Genomic DNA, 25,929 nt, shown 5'->3' with positions numbered 1-25,929 from the left:
ATTTCACAATTTACAGATACTGTTATAGTTAACAGACAATTTAGCTATGACAGCTTGCTGTTAATTATATTATTTCTCTGGGAGAACAACATGATTGATGTGGGTAGCACCCTGCCGGAAGTGACGTTTGGATTAATGAAAGACGGCAAAATGACCAGTCCGCATACGAATGAATTATTTAGCGGTAAACGCGTAGTTGTCTTCGCTGTTCCGGGTGCATTTACACCAACCTGCTCGGAAGCGCATTTACCTGGTTATGTTGCTCTTGCCGATAAAATTAAAGCCAAGGGTGTGGATAGCATTATTTGTTTGAGTGTTAACGACGCCTATGTAATGGATGCCTGGGGTAAGTCGGCGAATGCCGATGAACTCCTGATGGTTGCCGATGGCAATGCGTTTTTTACCAAGAGCATTGGCCTGGACATGAATACCAGTGATTTTGGTGGTATCCGCTCAGTACGTTATTCCATGTTGGTAGAAGACGGCGAAGTGGTAAAACTGAATGTTGAGGACCCTGGTCGCTTTGAAGTGAGTGACGCTGAAACTATGCTGAAAAGCTTATAACTGCATCTCCAGCATAGTCAAAGTGTGCTGGTATCTTCTAATGGTGACGGGTAACCAGGCGATTACCTGCACCGCTAAGTTTGACGATTTCACAGGATGACAAAATGTTCCGTTGTTCAGTACATAAGTATGGCCTGATTGTTTTGGGCTCATTGTTTGGTTTATTTGCCTGCTCTGCTGCAAATACGCCTGGAGAAGTTGAAGTAACCGGCGGCAAAATAAAAGGCACCGTTACTGAGCAACTGGTGACGTACAAGGGTATTCCTTTTGCCGCGCCGCCTGTGGGCGAATTGCGCTGGCGGCCACCCCAACCGGTAACGCCCTGGGATGGCGTGAAACAAACCACCGATTACGGCAATGATTGTATGCAGTTGCCGTTCCCCAGCGATGCTGCACCGTTGGGTAAAATACCGGCTGAAGATTGCTTGTACGCTAATGTCTGGGCACCCAAGGATGCCGACGGTTCAACACCGGTACTAATTTGGATCTACGGCGGTGGTTTCGTTAACGGTGGTGCTTCCCCGGCTGTTTATGATGGCAGCGAATTTGCTAAAAACGGCGTGATTTTTGTGAGCTTTAATTATCGTCTGGGTCGCTTTGGTTTCTTTGCCCATCCGGCGCTGACCGCAGAAGCCAAGGCCAGTGGCGATATGCTGGGTAACTATGCCTACATGGATCAAATCGCCGCCCTTAAGTGGGTAAATCAAAACATCGCTGCCTTTGGTGGTGATGTGAATAATGTCACCATCATGGGTGAATCCGCGGGTGGCGGCTCGGTACATGCCATGATGCAGGCGAAACAGGTAAGAGGGCTGTTTGATCGGGCAATTATTATGTCGGGCGGTGGCCGTTCGCTGTTTGGTAATCGTAAGGTGAGTGAGCCTACGCCAGGTTCTCTGGCTGGTGAACAGTATGGTCTCAACTATGCTGAGAAGCATGGCATTACCGGCGACGACGCAGATGCCCTGGCGGCATTACGCAAGCTAAGTGCTGAAGATATCGTCGATGGGTTTAATCTGGCAGCTTTGTTTAACCCCGCTTCAACAGACAAGCCAACCTGGGCGGGTGGCCCTATGCAGGATGGTGAAATCATTACCGCAACGACCGAAGACGCTCTTCGTGATGGCGATGTGGCAATGGTGGATGTGATGGTAGGGGCTACCAGTTTGGACATTGGTTTCAACATGTTCAAAGACAAAGCCGGCTTGTTTGCCTCTTTTGGCGATTATGCCGAGCAGGCCCGGGAAGCCTATGATCCTAGCGGTGACATGCCGTTCCAGATGGTGGGTTATGCAGTAGGGCAGGATCGCAGTATGCAGGAACCGGCAAGATTTGTGGCAGAACAAATGACCGGACATGGTCAGCGAGCTTTCTATTACCGGTTTGGTACTGTTGCAGAGAGTAACGATAGTCCCGGCGCACCCCATGCTTCGGACATCCCGTTTTTCTTTAATACGGTCGCAGCCAAGTATGGCGATGCTTTAACTGAACAGGATGCAGCAGCTGCTGAAGCCATTCATCAGTACATCGTGAGCTTTGCCAAAACTGGCCAGCCGGTGAGTGCCGGTGCAGCAGCCTGGCAGGCTTTTAAGCCGGAACAAAGCAATATGCTGAATATGACCCGCAGTGGTGAAATGGAGCACGGTACTGACCCATGGAAAGCCAGGCTGGATGTAGTCAAAGCTGCGCTTGAGCACAGCAATTAAATCAGCCAAACCATATTAACCACGCTTCTCCTGACCTATAATACGCCGGTCAGGAGAGGAGCGTGTGGCTGTGAATAAGTTTGATGTAGTGGTGATTGGGGCGGGAGCAGCCGGATTATTCTGTGCCGCCGAAGCCGGAAAGCGCGGTCGCAGTGTGGCGGTGCTGGATCACGCAAAGAAAATCGGCCGTAAAATCCTCATGTCGGGCGGCGGGCGATGCAACTTCACCAATATGTATGCCAGCCACGAAAACTACCTGTGTAGCAATCCTCACTTCTGCAAATCTGCGCTTAGTCGTTACACCCAGTGGGACTTCATTTCCCTGGTGGCCGAATATGGCATCGCCTATCACGAGAAAACACTTGGTCAGCTATTTTGCGACGAATCAGCTGCAGATATCGTGAATTTACTGGTGAGCGAGTGTCGTAAGGTCAATGTCGACATTACCACTCGCTGTGAGATCCTCAGTGTGAGTAAAACCGCTAAGGGCTTCGCCTTAAGCACCTCGATGGGCGACTATGAGTGTGAATCCCTGGTGGTTGCTACCGGCGGTTTGAGCCTGCCAAAACTGGGGGCAACGCCTTTTGGCTATAAGCTGGCAGAGCAATTTGGCCTTAAAGTGTTGCCTACCCGGGCGGGGCTAGTGCCTTTTACCCTGCATGAAAAAGACAAGACGATTCTGGCCGAACTCAGCGGCGTGGCCATCGATACCTATGCCACCTGCAACGATACAACGTTCAGAGAAAATACCTTATTTACCCACCGGGGCTTAAGCGGCCCCGCCATGTTACAAATTTCAAGCTACTGGCAGCCGGGCGACACCTTGCATATTAATGCGTCACCTACCTTCGATATTGCTGAAAGTCTGGCGCAGGCGCAGTTAAAGAACCCTGATTCTTTAATAACAACCTGGTTATCAAAACACTTCCCCAAACGGGTAGCAGCAACCTTTTGCGAGCTGAACCACTGGGAGAATAAACCGGTTAAACAGTTAAACAGTAAAGAAGCCGAAGCCATCGCTGGATTTTTTGAAGACTGGCAGATTCAGCCAAACGGCACAGAGGGTTATCGAACTGCCGAAGTGACACTTGGCGGCGTAGACACTGATGAGTTGTCATCAAAAACGATGATGAGTAAGAAAGTAGAACAACTATTCTTTATCGGCGAAGTGGTGGATGTCACCGGCTGGTTGGGGGGCTACAACTTCCAGTGGGCGTGGAGCAGTGGTTGGGCTGCCGCGCAGTATGTGTAGTGATCTGAAGTAATTAAAACGAAGACAGGAGAAATTAGAGCGAAGACAAAGTAACGCTTTAAATTTGCAGATGCCATATTTTTGAAAATTGATCAGGCTAACGAACACATGGACAACTATTAGCCTGTTCTATCTTACATGTAGGATAGCGCTCTTCTTACTATAGCTTTTTCAAAATCTGTTAAGTAAGAAAATGATTCATCTCGCGAGTTAAATAGTTCCTTAATCACTAAGTCAATGTGTCCTACAGATATAAATAAGGCAATACGAAAGAGATAACGCCCCTTAAATTGATAAGCAATAGGTGTGATAGGGCTTTTATTGGCTAATGAATAGGAGGGATTTTTATCCATTTTGAGTGAGATAGGTAAGTTAAAACACCACATCGTGTAAAGCTGGCGACTTACTGGAACACGGCCAAGCGAAGCTTGGGAAAATAAGAATGGGTTGAAACCAATAAACCGCCCCCAAACCCATTTTTTTGAGGGGGGACTACCTCAGGATGAAAAGCATGACTCGTTGGACAACCACGCGTATTGATAACCACAGTCTCGCCCGTTTTATTGGTCCCCATCCCTATGTGGTGCTGTCGTGTCATGCCGCTATTCCAGAGCCTCACCTGTTCCTTTTTTTACGCCTGATGCGTGAGCTCAATACACTCGGCGCAGATGATTGTGAGTTTCACGTCTTTTGCATTGATGTTGATGAGAGAACCGGTATTCCTACACCGCAGGTGGAAATTATAGGCGATGCCAAGAGATCGTTTGAGACTGTGGCTGATAGGTATGAAAGGCTTTATCAACTGACAATAAAACAAAAGCCAAGCTTAAAGCTTGGCTTTTAGAACAGAAATCAACGACTGTAAGCCATTCTGGCTATATCACTACGTTCTTTCATCTCTCTTCGCAGTTTATCAGCAGTTTTGTTTAGTTCAGGGGTGATCCAACCTCGGCTCTGGTATACCTTCAGTTTCGCCGCTCGAGTAATCCTCTCTCGCTCTTTGGGATCTAGTGCTTTTAATTGTTCTGCACTGAGAACAGACATAGTTGTCATAACCGCACTCCTTCTATAGTGCCTTCAGCATAGCAGAGTTTAAAACTATTTGCTATTCAGGCTGAATGTATAACCGTTTACGAATTAAAACCAGGTAGGGTTCAATAATATTTAGAAAATCAGACACTTTCTCTCCGTTAAACAACAGCCCATCTTGATCACGATAAATATTTACAACCCACTTAACGCGTTCCTGTTTAAAAGCTGATGTCAGAGGGATACTTAATAAAGAATGTGCAACTCCAGTACTTTCAGTCAAATAGTATTGTTTAAGGTTTCTTTCAACGCTACCGGACCAATTTAATGTATTTTCACGTTTGGAGTAGTGATGATAAATATCTCGGATATCCTTCAGGTATGAGTAGCTTCTTTCAGCGACTGCAATTGGCGCTCCTAACAGGTTTTGATGTTTAGGTTTCTCTTGATTTCTAACCAACGTGAATGGGAAGGCAATTGGCTTTCTATCTGCATCAGGTATTGGCTCCGGGGTATCTGTAGCAGTTGTTAATTCATTATCTTCTAAAATGACAATACCACTGTAATCAGAAAAAGGCCCTCCGCTATATTTCGACGCTTCTTGATGCCACTTTTCAGCCTCTTCGGCTTTCATTTCGTCGTAATAAAATACTTTCATGATGTTAGCGCGATATACAACTTTATGACTGCGACGATTTCTGGCATCCCATTTATTGACTAGATCAATGAGTGTGACAAGCAGAAAACGCAAATCTTCCTTTCCGGTTTCTTTCTTTTCGAAAAATGCGGCATTGGTCGTTGAGTATGCTTGTAAAAGCTTATTTTTCACTAATTCTCTGGACTCCGGCGTTTCTTCATTGACTGGAGGAATATCAATGTCTATGTCTTCCAATTGCCCTGAAGGCGGTAGGGTTTCATTGTGAATATCGATATCTTGCTCATCAAGCAATGAACATACGTCGAGAAGCATACTTTCCGTCATTGCCATCTGCGCTTCAAATATCTCTAACTGATTTGAAGCTTGATCGTAATTGCGAGCAAAGTATTCCAAAAAATCAGCCGGTGGAGAGGTAATAATCGATTTGAGAGTATTTTCATCTTTAGCTTCAATAGCGCTGGAACGCGCACTGAAAAGGGAGAGCAAAATTAAGAATATTACTATTGCTAACCAGAAATACCAGTTTGGTGAATGCTCCCATGAGATGGGGGTAATGTCTCTGATTTCACTAGAGAAAACTGATACGTATCCACCGTAGGCCAATGCTGCTGCCCATAACAAAACATTACACGGGGAGCTAACGATAAAGCGCTGCCATAAGGAATTAGGGCTGTAATTACGATTATAAAAGCTCATCCATGAATATCCGGAGTTTTATGGCACGAAAGCCAATTTTAATTATCTAGTTATTGATACTACCACATGCTCAATCTGGTGTGTGCTGATAGGGGAGAATACATCAACTGATGTGTGGGTTCCTTAGAACCCACATGGTTAATTTATTGTTGAGGTGTTTGTGAAGTATTTAGAGATTCTTCAAGTTGTTCTACCTGGGCTGATAATGCAGAAATTTGCTTTTCTAGTGCTTCCAGTTTTTGGCGGCTATCTGACTCATGAGCTTTTAGCTTTTTTGTTTGCGATTCAATACTAGTAGCTACAGACTCTCGATTCGTCTTGCTTTCTGCATTCACTAGGACCCCATCAATGACTATCCACCACATGAAGGATACAGCAATAAGTTGAAGTATTAAATTTCCAAACCAGCCATACTTATGCGCATCAGGGGTATTAAAGTGCTTCAACCATACAGCTAAACCCGCAATTATTGCGAAGATAGGATATAAAACGTAAAAATTAGATGTCATAAATTGTAGCGGGTGATCGTTACACATAAATGTAATAGCTAAAAATATACCGGCTAAGCCCGCTGAATCGAGGAATGCGTTTTTTGTGAGCTGAGTCACTTTATATAAATTGAAAGAATTGGGAGATTTTTGATTGGCCATACTTCGTCCGTTTGCTGAGTGAGTAGTTAGATTTATATATTCTTTTCTATTGAAAACAACGGGTTATTTTTACCTTTTCTAATCCTCTGTCAAGACAAGTGGTAAAATATATTCACTCAAATTTCAATATCAACATTCTAAACAGATACAAAGTTGCAGTATCCAAGAAAATAATGAGGAACAGGTACTAAGTAGGTCGTTACTGGCAATTTTTATACGATAATGCGGTAGTAAACCTATTAAACATAATGTCTTCTTATGCGCGATTACGCCCATTTTGACGTTTGAGTGCATATTCGCCCTGAACGTGCCATTTATCGCACTTTTCGCAAACCGTCACCGACGACCCACAGGCGTAGCCCAAAGAGACACTCATGACGCATCAGCGCTGGGATGGCGCATTCGTGATAAGCTCCAAGTGAAAGGGGGGATCAGACTTGCTTAAACCGTGGAGCGCTCCTTTTCCCCAACGGGCCTATGCCAAACGATAATGGAGCTTGAGCAGCATGACAATCCCGGGATCCCAGGCGCGGCTGACGCAAATCGCCGAAGAGCTGGCGCTTTTGGAGAAACAAAAAACGGCGTTGCTCAATGAACGTAGTGCGCTTTTGCAACAAAGCATGGCGCATCAAGCACAGTACTTCAGTCAATCTGAGACACCCGAGGCCAAGATTGCCCTGTTTAAGCGATACTTTCGCGGACGCGAAGATGTCTATCCCTTCCGCTGGGAGTCTAAGCAAGGGAAAGCCGGATATAGCCCTTCCTGTGCCAATGAATGGCAAGCTGGGATCTGCAACAAACCCAAAACGGCATGTTCAGAATGTGCCCACCAAGCCTTCCATCGCTTTGATGACAGTGCTATTAATGCCCATCTTCGAGGGCAACGCACGATTGGGATCTACCCGTTAACGGCGCAAAATGAATGTTACCTGTTAGCGTTTGACTTCGATAAAACGGACTGGTTTGAGGCAATATCGGCACTGCGAAACGTGTGTGAGTCACTGTCTATTGGCTACTTAGTTGAGCGTTCCCGTAGTGGACAAGGCGGCCATTTGTGGCTCTTTTTTGAAAAAGCGACAGAGGCAAAATCCGCACGCCAATTGGGCACAGCGCTGCTCAATCTGACCATGGACACATACCCGGCCCTTAACTTTGACTGCTTTGACCGCATGTTTCCCAACCAAGACGCCTTACCCAGCGGCGGGATGGGGAACCTCATTGCATTACCGTTACAAAAACAGCCTCGTTTGTCGGGGAACGCCTGCTTTATTGATGCAGACGGGGGCGTTGTCGAAGATCAATGGCAGGCATTGGCGGCGACGGGCAAACTATCACCTGACACTATACGGCAACTACTCGAGCGTCTCGCCGATTATGTGGATGTGGAGCCGCAAGTCGCCGAGTTAAAACCCTGGGAAAAATCGACGACCCTTAATACGCCTAAAATTGACGACTGTCCCGCGACAATCGACATCGTTGTGGCTGACAAGCTGTATATTGCTATTGCGGTTTTACCCAACAAACTGGTTGCGACCTTAAAGAAGTTAGCGGTGTTTGCCAATCCTGAGTTTTTTAAACGCCAGGCGATGCGATTTTCAACAATAGGCATACCTCGTTATCTGTGTGCAGCCCACATTGAATCGGGCTATCTGCACCTGCCCCGAGGACTAAAAGGGCAAGTTGAAGCGTTATTGGAACAACAGGCTTGTACCATCCGGTATCAGGATAAACGCTATGCGGGTCAGCGACTCCCGGCTCTGCGTTTTGAGGGTACGCTTCGCAGCCAGCAAGCGAAAGCGCTACAAGCCTTACTGAAGGATGAGCATGGACTGGTCATTGCGAATACGGGGTTTGGTAAGACCGTTGTTGCACTGGCATTAATCGCCAAACGCGCCGTCAATACATTGGTATTAGTGCACAATAAGGCGCTGGCGGAACAATGGATTGAGCGATGCAAGATATTCCTCAAAGACGCTGAGATGGGATCTCTCCTGGGCGGAAAGGATAAATTAAATGGACGGATCGACGTCGCGACGTATCAAAGCCTGATCAGTCGAAATGGCATTGATATTCATGACAAAGTCGATAGCTACGGGCAAATTATTGTCGATGAATGCCATCACATTCCGGCCTCAAACTATGAAACATTGTTAAAGAACGTCGCGCCTCAATTCCTAGTTGGCTTTACCGCGACGCCCAAAAGACAAGATGGGTTGGAAAAGCTCATGTATTTTCAACTTGGTGCGGTGTTATTTGAGTCTAAACCAGCATCGGTAACATTCAGTCAAACGGCCTATGGCTGTGATACCCAAATCGCTTTTCCACCGTCTTGGGTGGATGGTTCGGAGCCGGTAAAAATCACCCAGCTGTATCAATACCTGCAAGACAATGCGTCTCGAAATCAGCTCATCACGCGCAGCATTGCCCAGGCAATAGAAGCCAAGCATCAATGTCTGGTGCTCAGTGAACGTAAAGAACATATTGCAATACTCAGCGAGCAATTAAATACACAAGGTATCAATACTATTGAGCTGCATGGTGGCGTGAGTACTAAGATCCGTAAACAGCGGATTGAACTGATTCAGAAGGAATTACCTGAAAGGACTGTCATCATTGCGACGGGTAAATATGTGGGGGAAGGCTTTGACTTGCCATATCTGGATACCTTGTTTTTGGCCCTCCCAATTTCATGGAAAGGGATTGTAGCCCAGTACGCTGGCCGTATTCAGCGTCACTACCCGAATAAAACTGAAGTAACGGTACACGATTATGTTGATGATTTTCCCATGCTACAGAGAATGTGGAAAAAGCGTGCTAATGGATATAAAGCCGTTGGGTATAGTGTCAAAAGGATCGGTAGCGGCAAAACTGACAAGCTTCTTTGACCCAGAATGCTAATCCATGTTTATCTAACTGGCTGCATAATTCGAAGTGTACTCCGTGGTATTTTTAATTCTTTTCTCGTTGATACCTACGATACATTACCCCTAATCATGAGTCGTTAATCGGCTCGCCAATATAGCTAGCGCTGCCTGTTGATTGAGATGTTGTGACGGCAAGTCCACCGAGCGGGCTATGAAACCGGTAGGCACATGCAGGACTTCTACCCCGACATGGGTGGCAGCCAAGCGGGTGGTCAGCGATGGGATAACCGTAAAGACCAAATCAGCGGAAAACGACGACATCGGTATGTTCTTACTATCGCATGCGCTCGACCGTCAGGCCGTGGGCCTGGGCGAAGGCTAGGACTTTGCTTTCGGTCGCGACCACATCGTGCTGATAGCGACAGCAGAAAGCAATCCAATGTTGTTCGGATTTGAAGACAGCTCGCACATCATTCAAGCCATGATCAATGCCATATTGGGTGGTATCGATGGGCACAGCCTCATGGGCGTGAAAGTGTTCCCGCGCAAATTGGTTCAGCAGACCGCGAGGCTCCGTGTCTGCATCCAACTTCCATACATAATTGCAATATACAGTCATGGTGTCTCCTTTATGCTTGGTCTAGGGAAATGTCGCTGATCCGGATACGTTGGACGGTCACGTGAGCCGCACGCCAATTTGCCAGTTCGCTGTCCAATAACACCCGTTGCAATGAGCGCACGCAGCCCTCTTTGAGTGGATGCAGTATTGAGGTCTCTCCATTTGAGGCGGCCCAATGATAGCTACCTTCTTCCGTGTGGATAGGTACAGCACCTTGTCTTGCGCAGTGAACGCTCATCGAATTGTCATTGAAGAGCGTGACGAGACAAACCTGGGTAGCGGCGTTGTTAGCGGTTAGTGTGTAAAGTAGCCAGCCATCGGGGTAAGTGAGCATGTCATACTATCGTGTCAGTGGTATCTCTCTTTACGCTAGTATAAGGTAAGGGTTAGTTCAATAGTCTTTTATAAACAATGAGTTAGTATCGCTTTGATACTAACTCCCGCACGGGCTGTGGTCTGCGGCTATGTGCTTGTAATTACGCTAGAACTTAACATGGATTCGGATAAACGGCTGGTCAATAGGCCCATTTTAAGGCCACGACTGACGCGTTATAAGAGGAGAGATAAGGTGGAACTACAAGAGCATGGTGTGATTGGGACGGTGTTGTGTTTGCAGGTGCGACCGTTGTACCAGGGTGAATGTTTGGTCCTGAATAATTGAAAACGATTTTAAAGTTTTAGAAATAACTATTGAAACAAGAACTATTCATGCAATCTTTCTAAAGAGGCCTATGGAACAGACTTTTTAGGGTAAAAAATCTGGCTTTAAATTCAGTATTCTTCTGGCTGAATAGGGATTACTGTTTTGCTTTAATATACATGGGGTTATGTTTGAAGTTTTTGTTGTGTTGTGAGTTAATACTTTGAAGAGAATAGTTGAATGTGGTTGACGGGCGGCATGCATATCACTACTATTGTAAGCAACACGCCCGCCAAGCCTCTTAACAATGCTCAAATTGTGCGGGCTTTTTTATGCCTGAATTTTACGTCATGGAAGATAAGGCATAATGAATCAATTCAACAAACCCGCGGTTAGTATTACAGAACAAATCGGCATTCTTCAGCGTCGCGGTCTAGCCATTCAAAATCCAGAGCGTGCGGAAAGATATTTAGAAGTAATAAGCTATTTTCGCCTTAGCGCATATATGCGCCCATTCCAAAAGAATATAAACGAACAAGTTGTAGATCATCAATTCAAAGATGGAACTGAATTTAAACAAATAGTGGACTTGTACGCTTTTGATAGAGAATTGCGGCTGCTCATTATGGACGCTATTGAGAGAGTAGAAGTTGCAATCCGAGCTACCTTGAATAACGTTATGGCTAACAAGCATCAAAAAACTGATGATATATGTAGTGGCTCCCAGTGGTACTTGAATGAATCACTATTTAAATCCTCATACCAGCACAAACGACTGTTGAAAGAAATCGAAGACAAGCAATCTAAAGAATCCAACGATCTTCAGAGAGATGTAAAAAAGATTGAGCGAACTTCCGTTTCTGCCGAAGTTAAAGATCGGCGGATTGAAAGAAGAGTCCGAGAGAATTATGCCCGCTTTTACCAACATACATATGATTCTCCTAAGTTAATGCCAGGTTGGGCGATGGTGGAAGAATTAACTCTTGGGAGTATATCTCACCTATATCGAGGGCTAGCGAAAGATAATGACCGTAAAGACATCGCTAGAAGATTTGACTTACCTCAAGAGGTTCTTGAAAGTTGGTTGCATACGCTAAACTTTGTGAGGAATTGTTGCGCACATCATAGTCGACTTTGGAATCGAGAATTGTCTGTTCAGCCTAAGATTCCAAATGGTGATAATTGGCAGTTGCCAGAAAGACTTGAGCCCAGCCAAGTTCAGCCTAAGCGTCGTATTTATATGGTGTTACTTATGTTAGGTCACCTAATGAGACAAGTTAGTCCAGATAGTCAATGGCATAATAAAGTAAAAGCGCTAGTTACACTTCATCCCGAAGTTCCAAAATTTCCTATGGGCTTTCCAGATGATTGGCTCGACCACGAATTTTTCAGCAGTTAAGTATCGCGAGACATCAAATACAGCTCGATGAAATACGGGTTTTGCAAAGACCATGCGAGATTCAGTAAAATTAATTCATACAAGAACGTCTTCGTTTTAATTTGATATTTATAGAAATCGAATGTGGTCTATTGAGAGGTATATAAGACTACTTTGTCTTCGTTTCAGTTCAGCCGGTTCAGTAGTGATCTGAAGTTTGTTGACAGACAACTGCTACAGTAAAACAGGCTGTTGAGGTGACAGGCTATCTCGAAGGCATTAACTGCGCCTTAAAATGCTCACCAACAGTGCTGGTTAAGTATTGCTGAATGCCCGCAGCGGCGCCCGGGTCAGGGACGTTGACTGCCTCGGATTTAAATCGTCCCATGCCTGCCAGAATGCAGTACCAGGAAGGGCGTAAATACACCAATTGTTCATCGATGCTATCTAAAGCGTCTTCAAACTGACCTTTTCCGTCCCAGGCATTGACCAGTAATCTGAGATTTTCCGGCACGCGGATATCATTCCTACAGGCTTGCCAGTATGGTGAATCGTTACGGGTATTCAGATAGTAGTGAGCCACAATGTAATCACGGATACCGTCAAACATCCTGTTCATTTCCGTATTGTATTGAGTGCGGCTGGTAGTTGTTACCGGCTCACCTAACCGGCTCGACAACTGGTAAATACCGTATTGCACCAACATCAGGGCGGTGGCTTCCAGTGGTTCGATAAATCCCTGGGATAAACCTATTGCTACACAATTGCCGTACCAGTGTTCCTGTAGGCGGCCCACAGGCATAGTAAGATGGCGGGCTGGTGTTTCATCGCTAACCCTGAGACGTTGCCTTAACTCTGCTTCAGCTTCCTCCGGTGAGCAAAACCGGCTGCTGTAGACATAGCCGTTACCGACTCTGCTGGTTAGCGGGATATTCCACATCCAGCCACAGGATAAGCCTTCGGATCGGGTTTGCGGGGTAATAGCCTGTTGGGGCTGGCTAGGTGGAGTAGGAATAGCCACGGCACGATCGTTGAATAAGCAATCCTGATAGCTTTGCAATGACTGTCCAAGTCCTTGTTTCATCAGGAGTCCGCGAAAGCCTGAGCAATCGATAAACAGCGTAGCCGTAAGGGGAACGCTGCAATCGGTTTGAAGCTGATTAATGTGGCCGTTAGTGCACTGCACATTAAGTACATTGCCGGTAAGGTGATTTACTCCCTGTTGTACGGCAAAGTTGCGTAAACAACTGGCGAGCTTGCTGGCATCAAAGTGATAAGCATAATCAATATCGCCGCCCAGAGTAGTACTAACCGGTGAGACTGCCGCTTCTGCCATTGTCGCTGCAGAGAAAAATTGCTCCGGCCGAACGGCTGCGTTCTGGCCCCGTCGCAGCTGGTTACAATTAGCAAAAAAGTGTTCGGCAGTGTCTAAATCAAGGGCGCTGAAGAAGGGGTGAAAATAGCGTTTAAACCGTTCGCTACCGGTCCAGTTACTGAACTCAATTCCAGTTTTGTAAGTCGCATCACAGGCGGGCATCCAGTCGGATTCGTGCCAGCCCAGTTCGGCAAAAAACTGCTTTAAAAACGGCGTGGAGCCTTCGCCTACGCCCACCGTACCAATTTGCGCCGATTCGATAAGCGTAATGCGATAGCGCTTGCTCCACTTCGCCGCCAGGTAAGCTGCACACATCCAGCCGGCGGTGCCGCCACCAACGATAACGATAGATTCAGGCTGTTGCGTACTATGCGTCATAATGGCTACCGGCTGGTGGATTCGCGAACTATCAGTTCGGGCACAAAGATATCAGCGGGAACTGTGTGGTTCTCCGCCTTACGTTTACGAGCCTGTAAGGAGCGTATTAACGAAGACGTTGCACGCTGGGCAATTTGCGCTGTGGGCTGCGAGGCGGTGGTGAGTGGCGGAAACGTCTGGGTAGAAAACGGGCTATTCTCGAACCCGGCAATGGCCAGCGATTCAGGCACATCAACGCCTTGCATCCGCGCTCCGAACAGCGCACCCGCTGCGATTTCATCGTTACAGGCAAATAGCGCGGTGGGCGGCTCAGGCAGCGCCAGTAGTTGCTGTATGCTTTGCACACCAGTGCCGAATGAATAGGTACCATCAATTACCAGCTTCGGATCCGCTTTTATGCCATGATCTGTCAGCGCCTGAAAAAAGCCACGCTGACGTTCGGTGGTGGAATGGTGTTGCTTTTCACCGGCAATAAATGCGATGCGCTGATGTCCCTGATTGAGCAGGTGCTCGGTGATCTGGCGGGCTGCCTGGTAATCGTCTACCAGCACACAGGGTTTATCGTCAGGCGCTTTATCGCCCGACAGTACCCGCACATACTGAATGCCTTTTTCATCCATTGCCTGCAGTACATCTGGCATTTCAGATAGCGGTGGCGACAGAATCAAACCTGCTAAACGGGCACTGTTCACCATGTTGACCAGTTCATCAATAATGTTGGCACTCGTGGCATCGCAAGGGTGGATCAACAGTTCATAGCCGTTGGCCCGACACTCTTTGAGAATACCGTTCTGCATGGCCAGAATGTAATAGGCGTTGGGGTTGTCGTATACGTAACCCAGTACATAGTTGTCGCGGCCCGCCAGATCGCGAGCAGCCTTATTCGGGCGATAATCCAGCGCGTCGATGGCCTGTTGCACTTTTGCCAGGGTATCTGGTTTTACCGTGCCTTCGTTATTGATAACCCGGGATACAGTTTTAATGGATACACCGGCGTATTGCGCAACACTTTTTATTGTGGCAGACATTATGCTTCCAGAATAATTTTTAAACAATTTTTTTGCATATATTTATCAGTAAGTTACGTCATTTTTACGACCAATAGTAAATAAATATGTTTGCAAAGGTTAATTCCTTGTTGTAGCTTAACATTCAATGACAGCGTTGTCATTAACCAAATTCTGGCTAGTGAACGCGACTGTCATTTTATTTATGAGTAAAATGACAGCGTTGTCATTGAGATGAGAACAAGGACTTGAGTGATGCAAAAACACAGAATAACTAAATTAACTCGTGGGCTTCGTCTGGCACTGGCAGTAGGTGCAGTGGCGGTAACTTCAACGCCGGCTGTCTTCGCACAGGAAGGCGCAGATAATACCGAAGTGATTGAAATACGCGGTATTCGGGCAAGCCAAAAAGAAAACATTAACACGAAACGTTTTTCCGACAGCGTGGTGGATGCCATTACCGCTGAAGACATTGGTAAGTTTCCCGACAAAAACGTGGCGGAATCACTGTCGCGTATTCCGGGTATTACCATCGACCGGGATTTCGGCGAAGGGCAGGGGGTGACCATCCGTGGAGTTCAGCCCGATCAAAACCTGACCTTACTCAATGGCCAGGCGGTGGGTACCGCACAATGGTTTGTGTTGTCTGATGCCACGCGTAACTTTAACTTCGAGATCCTGGCTTCAGAAATGGTTGCTGGACTTGAAGTATACAAATCATCTCAGGCCGATTTAGACGAGGGGGCACTGGGTGGTACGGTCATTTTGCGTACTCGCAAACCACTTGACCTTGATGCGAATACCTCGCAAGTATCCATTGAGGGCCAGTACAGTGATAACGCAGAAACCACCGACCCGTCACTGTCTGGCTTGTACAGCTGGAAAAACGACGACGGCACGTTTGGTTTGCTGGTGTCAGCAAGCTATCAACAACGCACCGTGCAGCGTGAAACCAATGAGGATTTTGGCTGGTTTGGTCCCAGTATTCCACGGATTGATCCGCTGATTGAAGCACCGCAGGGTGCCAGTGAACGTGGTGCCATTCCATGGGGAATGGGCTCTGCTTTGTTTAAGCAGGATCGTAAACGTAAAGGCTTCGACATTACTGGCCAGTGGTTAGTTACCGACGACCTTGACCTGTCTCTGCACTATATGTCGTCGGTTATGGAAGCAGATAACGTTAACTCCAACCTTATCGGTATACCATTCCGTGGCGTGGCATTTTTAGGCACAGACACCAATCCTGGTACGGTAAGTAACGGTATTGTTGATTCACTGGCGGTTACTGGCCTACCAAATCGTCCGGGCTGGGCGCGCCATATTGCCTACGACAATATCTTCCGTGACGGTTCGGAGATGTCTACCGAAGTGCTGGATTTAGAGGGCACCTATACCATGGAAAATGGTGAGCTGCACTTCCAGTTGGGTACCACCAGTGGTGAAGGCACCAACAATGACTTTTTCACCGAGTTCTGGGTAACCCCGGATGATGAGCGTGCGTCATTTGACTTCTATAACCCGGGTGGCACTAACCCGTACATTGATTTTGTGACTGCCAGCCCATGGCTGACGAACCCTGGCGATGAAATGTGGTTAGGCGGTATCTTCGATCAGGAAAACAGCACCGAAGATAAAGAAGACTATCTGCAATTTGACTACAGTCACTTTGTGGAATGGGGCGCGATTAACGAAATTAAATCCGGTATGAAGTTCCGCGATCGTAGCTTTTCACAGCAGCGCTATCGTACCGATCTGGCTAATCTGGCACCCACTGGTGAAGGTAGTCTGGGGCCGGCGAGCGACTTCTGGAGTGGCGATATGGTCAATGTAAGCCATTCGCAAACCAATGGTGTGGCGGCGAACTACTTCATGCCCGACAAAGATCTGATGTACTCAGCGTTATATGATGTCTCTGAGTGTAGCGAAGGTAATGCTGGCGGGTTATGCCGTAACAGTAATGTCTTCTTAAAAGATGCTTCATTCGATATTGAAGAGAACATTACAGCGCTGTACACCATGGCGAAGTTCTCAACCGACGACCTGCGCGGTAACATTGGTATTCGCTATGTGGAAACCGACTCAACTTCGAATGGCTTTGACCTCAACTCCGGGCAGGACGTGGCTTACGACAGCGACTATAAAGAGTGGCTGCCCAGTGCGAACATCGCCTATAACCTGTCGGAAGACGTTATTTTACGTTTTGCTGCTGCACGTGTGATTACCCGTCCGGCGCCATTCCAACTGGCGCCTGCGGTTAACCTGACACCGGAGACCAGTTCCGGTTCAGCCGGTAATCCGGCCCTCAATCCATTAACAGCTAACCAGTTTGAAAGTGGTGTGGAATGGTATTTCGACAGTGCGTCTCTGGCGTCGATCACGTTCTTCAGAAAAGATATCAGCGATTTTATCTTTACTAAAACCGTGGCTAAGGAAATTAACGGTCAGCAAATCAATCAGCTGAGTACGCCGGAAAATGGCGGTAAAACGGCCCTTGAAGGTTTTGAGTTCCAGCTTCAGCATGCTTTTGAAAATGGTTTTGGCGGGTACTTTAACTATACCTATACCGATCTGGATGATGCCGAAATTGACGAAGCAGCACCGGTACTAGACGAGGACGGTAATATCATTGGTGCCACACTCACCAGCCGCACGGTGAGCTTCCCCAATACGTCGAAGAACTCGTTTAACGTGGGGGTTTATTATGAAGCCGATCAGTACAGTGCACGTTTGAATTACAACTACCGTTCGGAGTACTTTATTGCGCAAACTGAAATTGGCGCGCAATATCGGGATGAACAGGCACAGCTAGACGCTCAGTTCAGCTGGCAGTTTAATGACAACGTCACGTTCAAAGCAGAAGCCTTAAACCTGACCGATGAAATCTGGGAAAACTACTATGTGCGGGAATCCGATGGCGCCCGTTTAGGTGGCACCCAGAGTGCTAATGGTCGCCGTTTGTTTGTTGGCGCGAGCATGAGCTTTTAAGTCACAGTCGCTGGCCGGTCAATGGTCGGTCAGCGACAGGCTTAGCCTGTACCATTAATTTGTCTGTACCCTAATTCACCACGAAGATGTTCAATGATGCTCAATACCCTAATTAAATATTGTCTGGCCTGGTCTGTCGCGAGCATAAGTGCAAATGCAGTGGCCGTTACCCAGCACGAACTGAATCAGTTAGGCAGAACGCTGGCCGTGCAATACCAGGTATTGGATAACATTGAACAGTCGGGCTGTAAGTCAGAACAGATTGCCGGGCACTGTTTCAGCGCGCAAATCCGTTTGCAAACCCAGGAGGTAGCGCTAACCAAAGGAACGGTGATCCACTTTAGTCACATTGCACCTATCGCAGCGGCGCAAAGCAATTGGGTGACTATCAGCCATATCAATGGCGATCACCATGAAATGCACATTACCCGCACAATACCTGATCATACTACGGAGACTATACGCATAGCGGCACCGGCTTGGCACGCGGCCAGATCTGACATCATGCCCAATTATTATCTGGTCGCCGATGGGCTTGCGCCGGTGATGATTGACAGCACGGTGCAACAGGCAGAGCCGGGTTCTGGTTTACTGGTGAATACCCATGCCGGTAGCTTCACTAAACCGGGCCAGTATCGTCGTAATGCCGATGATATATTGCCACTGGAAACCAGCAAAACGCAATTTGCCTCAATGCCTGAGCAATGGCCTGTAGTCACTGCAAATCGCGTTGTTCCCAAAGTACAGCAGCGCCAGGACAACCTGCAAAAGCGCCTTTTACAGGGCATAAAATTACCGCCTGATGCGGCGCATTTAGCGCCCTGGTTACCACTTGTGGAGCAGTTAGGCTTACCGGTTGGTGAACAGCAGGAAACCATCAATATTCGTTTTGCCGAGCAGCAATTCAGTGGAGCCGAACAATATGAATTGCACATTGAGGAGCATGCCATCACCCTGACTGCAGCGTCAGATAAAGCGGCTGGCTATGGCTTACTCACGCTGGCTCAATTGCGCGATCCGCAAACTGGCCAGGTGGCTTTAACCACTATTTCTGATGCGCCACGATTTGATTTTCGCGGTGTTCACTTCGACATTGCCCGCAGCTTTACCGGCTACGATTCCATCACTATGTTGCTGGAGCAGATGGCGATATTAAAACTCAATAAACTTCATTTGCACGTCAGTGATGATGAGGGATGGCGGCTAGAAATTCCGGGCCTGCCTGAGCTTACCGAGGTGGGCGCATATCGTTGTCACGACGAGTCAGAGCGGCGTTGCCTGATGCCACAGCTGGGTTCCGGTCCATACCGCGATGCCGGGGTCAATGGCTACCTGAGTGTGCAGCAATATCAAACTGTATTGCAACTGGCGGCACAGTGGGGCATCGAAGTGATCCCATCGCTGGATATGCCGGGTCATTCCCGCGCTGCGATCAAGGCAATGGAAGCCAGATATTACCGCCTGATGGACGACAATAAACCAGAGCAGGCAGAAATGTATTTGCTGACTGAATTCAGCGATAAATCAGGTTATTCCTCTATTCAGCATTATAGCGACAACACCCTGAACCCGTGTTTGCCCTCAACGTTTCGGTTTATCGATAAGTTGCTGGCCGAACTTAAAGTCATGCATCAACAAGCGGGTGTGCCGCTTACTACTTATCACATTGGCGCTGATGAGACAGCGGGCGCCTGGACTGAGTCAGCAGCCTGCCTACAATCGGGTATTGCGCCGCACGACATCGCCAAAACCTTTATCCAGGAAATCATTAAGCTGGGTAACAAAAAGGGGCTGGTGATGGCCGGTTGGAGCGACGGCATGATGGAAGCCTTGCCGGCGTTGCCAAACGCCAATGTGTACGTAAATGTCTGGCAAACGCTGCCTGCTGGTGCCAGTAAAACGGTGGGGCAGCTAGCCGCAGGCAAAACCCCGGCCGTGCTGTCACTCCCAGACGTATTGTATTTTGACTTCCCTTATCAGAATGATCCGCTTGAACCGGGCTATTATTGGGGGGCGAAGTCGGTATCGCTTAAAAAAGTGTTTGCGTTTATGCCGCAGCATCTGGGTCAGCAGTCTGACATCTGGACCGACAGAATGGGCCACGCCTATGCCGATGAACCCCGTCAATCGGCGACGCCAGTGCTGGGTATGCAAGCCCAGCTGTGGACCGAAATTACCCGTGATCAGCGCAGCGTTGAATACATGTTTTTTCCGCGCTTACTGGCTTTTGCAGAGCGAGCCTGGCATCAGGCAGAGTGGGAAGGCAATGTGAGCCAGGCGGATTTTATGCCAGCGCTCAATCGCGATTTTAGCGAGTTTACCCAGGTAGTGGCGAAGCGCCACTACCCAAGGCTGGTTAAAGCGGATATCAATGTCCGGATACCGCCGCCGAGTTACCACATCAACGCACAACACCAATTGGAACTGCGAGCCGCCATGCCCAATCTGAAGCTGGAGTACAGCGCAGATGCTGTGACCTGGCACGCCTATACCGGCACTGTATCTGCAGACAATATCCATTTTGTGCAAGCGCGTTTAATTAACAGCCCTCACACCAGTCGAATTATTGCCGTGGAACCCTAATCAGCATGCTGACGACAGATCATAATTATCTTTATATCGCTGCCCACAGGTGTACTTCACAGACTTGGTGCCAGGGTAACTACTGCAAGTTGAGAACAATTAGCTATGAAAAGTAACACGTATTTTATTGGTGTTGATGGCGGAGGAAGCCGTTGCCGGGTTCGCCTTGAAGATCAGCACGGCAGGTTGCTGGCGACGGCCAGTAGTGGTCCGGCAAACATCATGCGCAATCCGGATGTGGCCGAAGCATCTATCCGCCAGGCAACTGAGCAGGCCATTGAGCAAGCTGGACTGAATATCCCCCTTGAACAGGTGGTATTGTGTGCGGGACTGGCCGGCGCCAATATTGCTGGTGCTAGTCAGGCGTTTTTAAAGCGTCAACTGCCATTTGCGCAGATCCTTCTGGTGAGTGATTTACACGCCGCCTGCGCCGGTGCACACGGGGGTAAACCCGGCGCGGTAATAGTGTGTGGTACCGGCTCATCGGCTACCTGTTACGCTAATCATACCTTTACCGACTTTGGTGGCCATGGCTTTCCGATTGGCGATAAGGCTAGCGGAGCCTGGCTGGGATTACAGGCCATTAAACATACCCTGTTGGGGTATGACCATCTCGCTCCCCGCGATGCGGTATTTGATACGATCGCCGGGCACTTCAACAGTGCACAGGCCGAAGACATTGTGCAGCAGTGCAGCGTATTCAACTCCAACGACTATGCGGCCATTGTGACTTCGCTGGTGCCCTTATATCAAAACGGTGACAGCGTGGTGGCAGGCTTTATTGATGAAGGTCGGGACTATTTACAGCGCCTCGCTGAACAGGTCGTGGGCAATAGCGCGCTCGAATTATGTCTGATTGGCGGATTGACCGCCCTTTATCAACCGTTATTAAGTGATGCCATACAGCAGCGGATAAAGCCCTGCTTATACAGCCCCGAACAGGGGGCAATACTCTTGGCAAAACAAACAATGAAATCCGGAGAGGGACTATGACAAACAGTATTATGGCGCAGGAGGCCCGTCAGGCCGCCACAGTTATTGCCGGCCAACTTAACAATAACAAGCCCGTCTGCGATAAGCTTGCAGCAACATTACGCGCTCTACAGCCGGGGATGGTCATGATCATAGCCCGCGGCTCTTCAGATCACGCTGGGGTGTTTGCCAAATACCTTTTTGAGGTGGAGCTGGGGATTCCGGTGTGTGCAGCGGCGCCTTCGGTTTCGGGTATTTTTAATAAGCAGCTCAATCTGAAAAATACCCTGGTGATTGTGATTTCACAGTCCGGACGCAGCCCGGACATCCTGCATCAGGCCAAATTTGCTAAACAGGGCGGTGCATACACGGTGGCGCTGGTGAACGATGAAACTTCCCCTCTGGCCACTATTTGTGATGCGGTATTACCCATCGGCGCAGGCCAGGAAAAGGCCGTCGCGGCAACCAAGAGCTATCTCGCCAGTTTGTCGGCATTGTTGCAACTGTGTGCGGTGTGGTCTGAAAACAAGGCGCTGGAGGCTTCACTAAACGACTTGCCTGAAGCTCTTCAAGCCGTTTGCAATCAGCCTGCGCAATTGCAGCTGGCCCATCTGCAGGCAGTGCAAAACTGTATTGTTCTTGGTCGTGCCTTCGGTTACGCCGTGTCCCGGGAGGTTGCGCTAAAACTTAAGGAAGTGCTGGGGATCCATGCCGAATCCTTCAGTAGCGCAGAGTTTATCCACGGTCCGGTCACACTGGCTGAAAAGCCATTGTTGATTGTCGATCTGGACATTCCTGATGAGTCTCAGCCTTATCATCATGCGATGTCTGAGAACGTGAGCCAGCGGGGCGCTAAAATGGTCAGGTTAAACTGTGGTGACATTGCTTTACACAAAAGAGTGTTACCCTTATTGCTAATGCAACGTTTTTATCTGGATATTGAACAGGTGGCGGTGGAAATGGGCCTCGATCCTGATACGCCGCCGGGGCTGAACAAAGTAACGGAAACCGTATAAATGAAGATATGTGTACAGCAGGTGATTACCCCAAACGGTGTGCTGGAGAAGACCAGTATCACTGTTGAAGATGGCATTATCGTGGCGATTGAGCCGGCTGGCGAAGAACCGGTGCAGCCAGGTACGCTGATCCCGGGTTACTTTGATACCCAGGTTAACGGCGGTGGAGGCGTGTTATTTAACCAACAACCAGACGCTGCTAGTCTGGATAAACTGGCGCGGGCCCATCTGCGATTCGGTACCACCTCAATGTTGCCCACGCTGATAACAGATGGGGAGCAGACCATGACCAGAGCGGCGGATGCTATTGCCGAAGTTATCGCCGATGACCATCCTACTATCGTGGGTGTGCACTTTGAAGGGCCCTTTCTTAACGTAGCCAAAAAAGGCGTGCATGAAGCAGGCTTTATTCGTCATCCCAAAGACAGTGAGCTGGCTATCTTAACCCGTCAGGATTTAGGTCAGGTACTGGTTACGGTGGCGCCGGATAATGTGGATGTGGGTTTTATTAGCGAGCTGACTGCTGCTGGTGTAGTCGTGGCGTTAGGTCATAGCAATGCCACTTATGAACAGGCTGAGGCGGCACTCGAAGCTGGCGCCACCGGCTTTACGCACCTCTACAATGCCATGTCAGCCTTACAATCACGTGCGCCGGGAATGGTCGGTGCTGCGTTAAATCAGAGTAATGCTTACTGTGGACTGATCGTGGACCATCACCATGTCCATCCGCAGAGCGCCGCGCTGGCAATCAGAACCAAAACCGCGCAACGTATTATGCTGGTCACCGATGCCATGGCCCACGTGGGCACCGACATTACTGAACTGACCTTTTTTAATACCGTGATTGAACGTCACGGCGACAAACTGGTGACGCCCGAGGGCACGCTCGCCGGTTCTTGTCTGGATATGCATACCGCGGTGTTGAACTGTCATCGTGATCTGGGTTTTTCATTAACCGATGTCAGTACCATGGCCAGTCAGACCCCGGCCCGTTTTATAGGCAAAGCCCAACACCTTGGCAGCATTGCCGTAGGGCAGACCGCCAATTTTCTGTTGCTCAACGATATGCTTAATATTGAGACTATTTGGTTGCGCGGTAAAGCCGTTGCTAACGGAGAAACAACCCTATGAATACGCCATCTGTTGCCCAGCCGGGTAGCCGCAGTTTAATGCCGATACTGACCATTGGTTTGCTATTTTTCATCTTTGGTTTTGTTACCTGGCTCAATGGCGCGCTGATCCCCTTTTTACAAATGGTGTGTGAGCTCAGTGAAATGGAAGCGCTGTTTATCGCCTTCTGTTTTTATGTGGCCTATGTCGTAATGGCTTTACCAATGGCCAAAATCCTGGAGCGAACCGGCTACAAAAAGGGCATGTCATTGGGACTGGCTATGATCGCGGGCGGCTGTTTACTGTTTGTGCCGGCGGCGTTAAGTAAAACCTTTATTATCTTCCTGCTTGCCCAATTTGTAGTGGGCTCAGGGCTGACCATTCTGCAAACCGCCTCCAATCCTTTTATTGTGCATCTGGGCTCGCCGGAAAGTGCTGCAGCGCGTATAGCCTTTATGGGGTTACTCAATAAATTTGCCGGCGTATTAGCCCCTTTAATTTTTACCGCGTTGGTACTGGGCGATTTCGGTCATGTTAACCAGGTATCATTGGCTCAGATGAGCGAAGCCGAACGCAATATCCAGCTTAATGAAATGTCGTATAAGCTGATTCAGCCATATATTGGCATGGCTATCGCGCTGGGAATACTGGCACTGGGTTTAATGAAAGTGAATCTGCCAGACATTCGTTTTGAAGATGACAACACTGCTACCGAAGTTGCCGGTTCGGTAATGCAGTTTCCGCATCTGGTGCTTGGTGCCATAGCCCTGTTTTGCTATGTGGGGGTTGAGGTGATTGCCGGCGACACTATTGGCTTATATGGCTCATCGTTGGGTGTTGCGAATGCTACTTCACTCACTTCTTTTACCATGACTGCTATGGTAGTGGGTTATGTGCTAGGTCTTGTCTGTATCCCACGGATTATTTCTCAGGCTGCGGCACTGCGCGCGTCTGCTGGTTTAGGATTGGTGCTGACAGTGGCAATTTTACTGGGTTCGGATAACTCAACATTGCTCTCTTCCTCACTCTGGGGATGGCTGGGGCTACCGGTGGTGCCCGATACCATTGCAATGATTGCGTTGTTAGGGTTAGCTAACGCCATGGTATGGCCGACTATCTGGCCACTGGCTTTGGCCGGACTGGGTAAATTTACCCCGCAAGGCTCTGCCATTCTGATCATGGGGATTGCCGGGGGGGCAATTTTGCCGCTGGCCTATGGAAGCCTGGCCGACATACTGTCGTCACAGCTGGCCTACGTCATCATGATCCCGTGCTATTTGTTTATTGGCTACTACGCCACCTTTGGTCATAAAAAGGCAAGCTGGTAAGAGTCAGCCCTTAACTGCCCAAGGTATAAATGTGTGACCTCCTGCCCCGTTGCGCGGGGCTTTTGGGTCCTGGCTAGTCGCTGGTCATCCCTTTGGTAAAGGAAACTACCTGATTCCGCCCGGCGTTTTTGGCTTTGTACAGGGCTTTATCGGCCTGGCTGATCAGGCCATCATCGGAAATACCCTGGGTGATGGTGGCAACACCAATACTGCACGTAATGGCAATACTATCCTTGAAGGTCATTTCTTCCACCGCTCGGCGGATCCGATCAGCCAGCTCACTGGCTTGCTCCGCGGGCGTTTCCGGCAGGATAACTAAAAACTCTTCGCCGCCGTAGCGTCCTACGGAATCCGTATTTCTGATGTTATCTTCGATGCAGAGCGCCAGGTCATGTAATACTTTATCGCCGGCTTGGTGACCGTGGGTATCGTTGATGTTCTTAAAATGGTCCACATCGATCATCAGAATAGAAAAATCCCGGTGGTAGCGCTGATACGCCAGGTAACAGCGACTGAGTCGGTCCATGATGGCAAAACGGCTGGCAATACCGGTTACGGTATCGGTATTAGCCTGACGTTCAAGTTCCAGGGTACGTTGCTGAACTTTCTCTTCCAATGACTTGTTGACTTCTTCCAGTTCAGTTCTGAGGTTTTCAAGCTCTGTGTTGCGTTGCTTTAGCATATCAATGCTGGGAATATTGATCAGCGTGGGCATTAATCGCCATAAGCAAATTGCCGTAACAATCGAGATCACGCCGGTAGAAAACTTAATTAGACCTTCGATAAAGTAATAGCCGTGCCATATATTAATCAGGCCCGCCAGATGTGAAGCGCCGCAGAAGGCAATAAAACCAGCAAATAACAGGGCTATACCGTTAAAATTAAGATCTTTACGTTTATGTAGAAAATAAAAAATGCCAAATGGAATGAGCGAGTAGGCCATCACCGTTAACAGGTCGCCACCCAGGTGTAAAAATAACAGATCCCAGCGCCATAACAGGCAGTGCCCGTGTGGCATCAGACTGCCATCAAATATTCGATCCAGCATACCGCCTCCGTTTTATCAGCATCAATGCCGTTGGTTGTTAAACCCTAAGGCGTGATTATTAATCTTTTCAC

Annotated in this window: 21 protein-coding genes; 13 read left to right on the top strand and 8 right to left on the bottom strand. The window is 48.3% G+C overall.

Annotated elements, in window-relative coordinates; translation table 11 throughout:
• The first annotated feature begins 90 nt into the window (after window positions 1-90).
• The 4 genes from AC2T0J_RS06005 (at window position 91) to AC2T0J_RS05990 (ending at window position 4,366) form a co-directional block, all read left to right on the top strand.
• Entirely contained in the window at window positions 91-564 is a 474-nt protein-coding gene (locus AC2T0J_RS06005; RefSeq protein ID WP_489809241.1) for a peroxiredoxin, read from the top strand.
• A 104-nt stretch (window positions 565-668) separates the two neighbouring features.
• The gene (locus AC2T0J_RS06000; RefSeq protein ID WP_489809240.1) at window positions 669-2,270 is read left to right on the top strand and encodes a carboxylesterase/lipase family protein; all 1,602 of its coding nucleotides are present in this window, start codon (window positions 669-671) and stop codon (window positions 2,268-2,270) included.
• Window positions 2,271-2,340: 70 nt separating this feature from the next.
• Window positions 2,341-3,522, top strand: a complete 1,182-nt coding sequence (locus AC2T0J_RS05995; RefSeq protein ID WP_489809239.1) for a BaiN/RdsA family NAD(P)/FAD-dependent oxidoreductase — start codon at window positions 2,341-2,343, stop codon at window positions 3,520-3,522.
• 511 nt (window positions 3,523-4,033) lie between these two features.
• Window positions 4,034-4,366, top strand: coding sequence for a hypothetical protein (locus AC2T0J_RS05990; protein ID WP_489809238.1), 333 nt, complete (start codon window positions 4,034-4,036; stop codon window positions 4,364-4,366).
• A gap of 8 nt (window positions 4,367-4,374) precedes the next feature.
• Here the strand turns inward: AC2T0J_RS05990 and AC2T0J_RS05985 are convergent, their stop codons facing one another.
• From AC2T0J_RS05985 to AC2T0J_RS05975, 3 genes are all read right to left on the bottom strand, one after another.
• The gene (locus AC2T0J_RS05985) at window positions 4,375-4,575 is read right to left on the bottom strand and encodes a hypothetical protein (protein ID WP_075607545.1); all 201 of its coding nucleotides are present in this window, start codon (window positions 4,573-4,575) and stop codon (window positions 4,375-4,377) included.
• 52 nt (window positions 4,576-4,627) lie between these two features.
• Entirely contained in the window at window positions 4,628-5,905 is a 1,278-nt protein-coding gene (locus tag AC2T0J_RS05980) for a hypothetical protein (RefSeq protein ID WP_489809237.1), read from the bottom strand.
• Between the two features lie 143 nt (window positions 5,906-6,048).
• A complete protein-coding gene (locus AC2T0J_RS05975) occupies window positions 6,049-6,555 on the bottom strand; it encodes a bZIP transcription factor (RefSeq protein ID WP_489809236.1) in 507 nt (168 codons plus the stop codon).
• Between the two features lie 506 nt (window positions 6,556-7,061).
• Here AC2T0J_RS05975 and AC2T0J_RS05970 point away from each other — a divergent pair.
• On the top strand, window positions 7,062-9,440 hold the full coding sequence (locus AC2T0J_RS05970; RefSeq protein ID WP_489809235.1) for a TOTE conflict system archaeo-eukaryotic primase domain-containing protein: 2,379 nt from the start codon (window positions 7,062-7,064) through the stop codon (window positions 9,438-9,440).
• A 102-nt stretch (window positions 9,441-9,542) separates the two neighbouring features.
• On the opposite strand, the gene AC2T0J_RS05965 is transcribed toward AC2T0J_RS05970, so the two are convergent.
• Window positions 9,543-9,740 carry a hypothetical protein gene (locus AC2T0J_RS05965; protein WP_489809234.1) on the bottom strand — a complete coding sequence of 66 codons (198 nt, stop codon included), beginning with the start codon at window positions 9,738-9,740 and terminating at the stop codon, window positions 9,543-9,545.
• A gap of 13 nt (window positions 9,741-9,753) precedes the next feature.
• The gene (locus AC2T0J_RS05960; RefSeq protein WP_489809233.1) at window positions 9,754-10,038 is read right to left on the bottom strand and encodes a hypothetical protein; all 285 of its coding nucleotides are present in this window, start codon (window positions 10,036-10,038) and stop codon (window positions 9,754-9,756) included.
• A 175-nt stretch (window positions 10,039-10,213) separates the two neighbouring features.
• On the opposite strand from AC2T0J_RS05960, the gene AC2T0J_RS05955 reads away from it, so the two are divergent.
• Both AC2T0J_RS05955 and AC2T0J_RS05950 read left to right on the top strand, forming a co-directional pair.
• Window positions 10,214-10,336, top strand: coding sequence for a hypothetical protein (locus tag AC2T0J_RS05955; RefSeq protein ID WP_269748468.1), 123 nt, complete (start codon window positions 10,214-10,216; stop codon window positions 10,334-10,336).
• Between the two features lie 709 nt (window positions 10,337-11,045).
• On the top strand, window positions 11,046-12,077 hold the full coding sequence (locus AC2T0J_RS05950) for an Abi family protein (protein WP_489809232.1): 1,032 nt from the start codon (window positions 11,046-11,048) through the stop codon (window positions 12,075-12,077).
• Between the two features lie 244 nt (window positions 12,078-12,321).
• On the opposite strand, the gene AC2T0J_RS05945 is transcribed toward AC2T0J_RS05950, so the two are convergent.
• Both AC2T0J_RS05945 and AC2T0J_RS05940 read right to left on the bottom strand, forming a co-directional pair.
• The gene (locus tag AC2T0J_RS05945) at window positions 12,322-13,809 is read right to left on the bottom strand and encodes a tryptophan halogenase family protein (protein WP_489809231.1); all 1,488 of its coding nucleotides are present in this window, start codon (window positions 13,807-13,809) and stop codon (window positions 12,322-12,324) included.
• 5 nt (window positions 13,810-13,814) lie between these two features.
• A complete protein-coding gene (locus tag AC2T0J_RS05940) occupies window positions 13,815-14,837 on the bottom strand; it encodes a LacI family DNA-binding transcriptional regulator (protein ID WP_489809230.1) in 1,023 nt (340 codons plus the stop codon).
• A 234-nt stretch (window positions 14,838-15,071) separates the two neighbouring features.
• Between AC2T0J_RS05940 and AC2T0J_RS05935 the strand changes: the two genes are divergently transcribed.
• From AC2T0J_RS05935 to AC2T0J_RS05910, 6 genes are all read left to right on the top strand, one after another.
• Window positions 15,072-17,801 (top strand): TonB-dependent receptor, encoded by a 2,730-nt coding sequence (locus AC2T0J_RS05935; protein WP_489809229.1) that lies wholly within the window; start codon window positions 15,072-15,074, stop codon window positions 17,799-17,801.
• Window positions 17,802-17,894: 93 nt separating this feature from the next.
• The gene (locus AC2T0J_RS05930) at window positions 17,895-20,384 is read left to right on the top strand and encodes a family 20 glycosylhydrolase (protein ID WP_489809228.1); all 2,490 of its coding nucleotides are present in this window, start codon (window positions 17,895-17,897) and stop codon (window positions 20,382-20,384) included.
• Between the two features lie 105 nt (window positions 20,385-20,489).
• Window positions 20,490-21,377, top strand: a complete 888-nt coding sequence (locus AC2T0J_RS05925) for a glucosamine kinase nucleotide-binding domain-containing protein (protein ID WP_489809227.1) — start codon at window positions 20,490-20,492, stop codon at window positions 21,375-21,377.
• Window positions 21,374-22,372, top strand: coding sequence for a glucosamine-6-phosphate deaminase NagB-II (nagB-II, locus tag AC2T0J_RS05920; RefSeq protein ID WP_489809226.1), 999 nt, complete (start codon window positions 21,374-21,376; stop codon window positions 22,370-22,372). Before AC2T0J_RS05925 ends, nagB-II begins: the two co-directional genes overlap by 4 nt.
• Window positions 22,373-23,503: an N-acetylglucosamine-6-phosphate deacetylase gene (gene nagA / locus AC2T0J_RS05915; protein WP_489809225.1), complete on the top strand. Its 1,131-nt coding sequence runs from the start codon at window positions 22,373-22,375 to the stop codon at window positions 23,501-23,503.
• Window positions 23,500-24,810 carry a sugar MFS transporter gene (locus tag AC2T0J_RS05910; RefSeq protein WP_489809224.1) on the top strand — a complete coding sequence of 437 codons (1,311 nt, stop codon included), beginning with the start codon at window positions 23,500-23,502 and terminating at the stop codon, window positions 24,808-24,810. The genes nagA and AC2T0J_RS05910 overlap by 4 nt, the downstream gene beginning before the upstream one ends.
• A gap of 73 nt (window positions 24,811-24,883) precedes the next feature.
• Here the strand turns inward: AC2T0J_RS05910 and AC2T0J_RS05905 are convergent, their stop codons facing one another.
• Window positions 24,884-25,858: a GGDEF domain-containing protein gene (locus tag AC2T0J_RS05905; protein WP_489809223.1), complete on the bottom strand. Its 975-nt coding sequence runs from the start codon at window positions 25,856-25,858 to the stop codon at window positions 24,884-24,886.
• Window positions 25,859-25,929: the final 71 nt, after the last annotated feature.

It is taken from the genome of Alteromonas sp. ISO5 (assembly GCF_058105165.1).
This window is presented reverse-complemented; position numbering and strand designations above follow the sequence as displayed.

What these genes read in the sequence shown, in the direction of transcription:
- AC2T0J_RS05970 (WP_489809235.1), top strand. Translation starts at nt 7,062, where the DNA reads ATGACAATCCCGGGATCCCAGGCGCGGCTGACGCAAATCGCCGAAGAG.
- AC2T0J_RS05965 (WP_489809234.1), bottom strand. Translation starts at nt 9,740, where the DNA reads ATGTCGTCGTTTTCCGCTGATTTGGTCTTTACGGTTATCCCATCGCTG.
- AC2T0J_RS05980 (WP_489809237.1), bottom strand. Translation starts at nt 5,905, where the DNA reads ATGAGCTTTTATAATCGTAATTACAGCCCTAATTCCTTATGGCAGCGC.
- AC2T0J_RS05975 (WP_489809236.1), bottom strand. Translation starts at nt 6,555, where the DNA reads ATGGCCAATCAAAAATCTCCCAATTCTTTCAATTTATATAAAGTGACT.
- AC2T0J_RS05935 (WP_489809229.1), top strand. Translation starts at nt 15,072, where the DNA reads ATGCAAAAACACAGAATAACTAAATTAACTCGTGGGCTTCGTCTGGCA.
- AC2T0J_RS05905 (WP_489809223.1), bottom strand. Translation starts at nt 25,858, where the DNA reads ATGCTGGATCGAATATTTGATGGCAGTCTGATGCCACACGGGCACTGC.
- AC2T0J_RS06000 (WP_489809240.1), top strand. Translation starts at nt 669, where the DNA reads ATGTTCCGTTGTTCAGTACATAAGTATGGCCTGATTGTTTTGGGCTCA.
- AC2T0J_RS05940 (WP_489809230.1), bottom strand. Translation starts at nt 14,837, where the DNA reads ATGTCTGCCACAATAAAAAGTGTTGCGCAATACGCCGGTGTATCCATT.
- nagB-II (WP_489809226.1), top strand. Translation starts at nt 21,374, where the DNA reads ATGACAAACAGTATTATGGCGCAGGAGGCCCGTCAGGCCGCCACAGTT.
- AC2T0J_RS05955 (WP_269748468.1), top strand. Translation starts at nt 10,214, where the DNA reads ATGATAGCTACCTTCTTCCGTGTGGATAGGTACAGCACCTTGTCTTGC.
- AC2T0J_RS05985 (WP_075607545.1), bottom strand. Translation starts at nt 4,575, where the DNA reads ATGACAACTATGTCTGTTCTCAGTGCAGAACAATTAAAAGCACTAGAT.
- nagA (WP_489809225.1), top strand. Translation starts at nt 22,373, where the DNA reads ATGAAGATATGTGTACAGCAGGTGATTACCCCAAACGGTGTGCTGGAG.
- AC2T0J_RS06005 (WP_489809241.1), top strand. Translation starts at nt 91, where the DNA reads ATGATTGATGTGGGTAGCACCCTGCCGGAAGTGACGTTTGGATTAATG.
- AC2T0J_RS05960 (WP_489809233.1), bottom strand. Translation starts at nt 10,038, where the DNA reads ATGACTGTATATTGCAATTATGTATGGAAGTTGGATGCAGACACGGAG.
- AC2T0J_RS05910 (WP_489809224.1), top strand. Translation starts at nt 23,500, where the DNA reads ATGAATACGCCATCTGTTGCCCAGCCGGGTAGCCGCAGTTTAATGCCG.
- AC2T0J_RS05990 (WP_489809238.1), top strand. Translation starts at nt 4,034, where the DNA reads ATGACTCGTTGGACAACCACGCGTATTGATAACCACAGTCTCGCCCGT.
- AC2T0J_RS05945 (WP_489809231.1), bottom strand. Translation starts at nt 13,809, where the DNA reads ATGACGCATAGTACGCAACAGCCTGAATCTATCGTTATCGTTGGTGGC.
- AC2T0J_RS05930 (WP_489809228.1), top strand. Translation starts at nt 17,895, where the DNA reads ATGATGCTCAATACCCTAATTAAATATTGTCTGGCCTGGTCTGTCGCG.
- AC2T0J_RS05925 (WP_489809227.1), top strand. Translation starts at nt 20,490, where the DNA reads ATGAAAAGTAACACGTATTTTATTGGTGTTGATGGCGGAGGAAGCCGT.
- AC2T0J_RS05950 (WP_489809232.1), top strand. Translation starts at nt 11,046, where the DNA reads ATGAATCAATTCAACAAACCCGCGGTTAGTATTACAGAACAAATCGGC.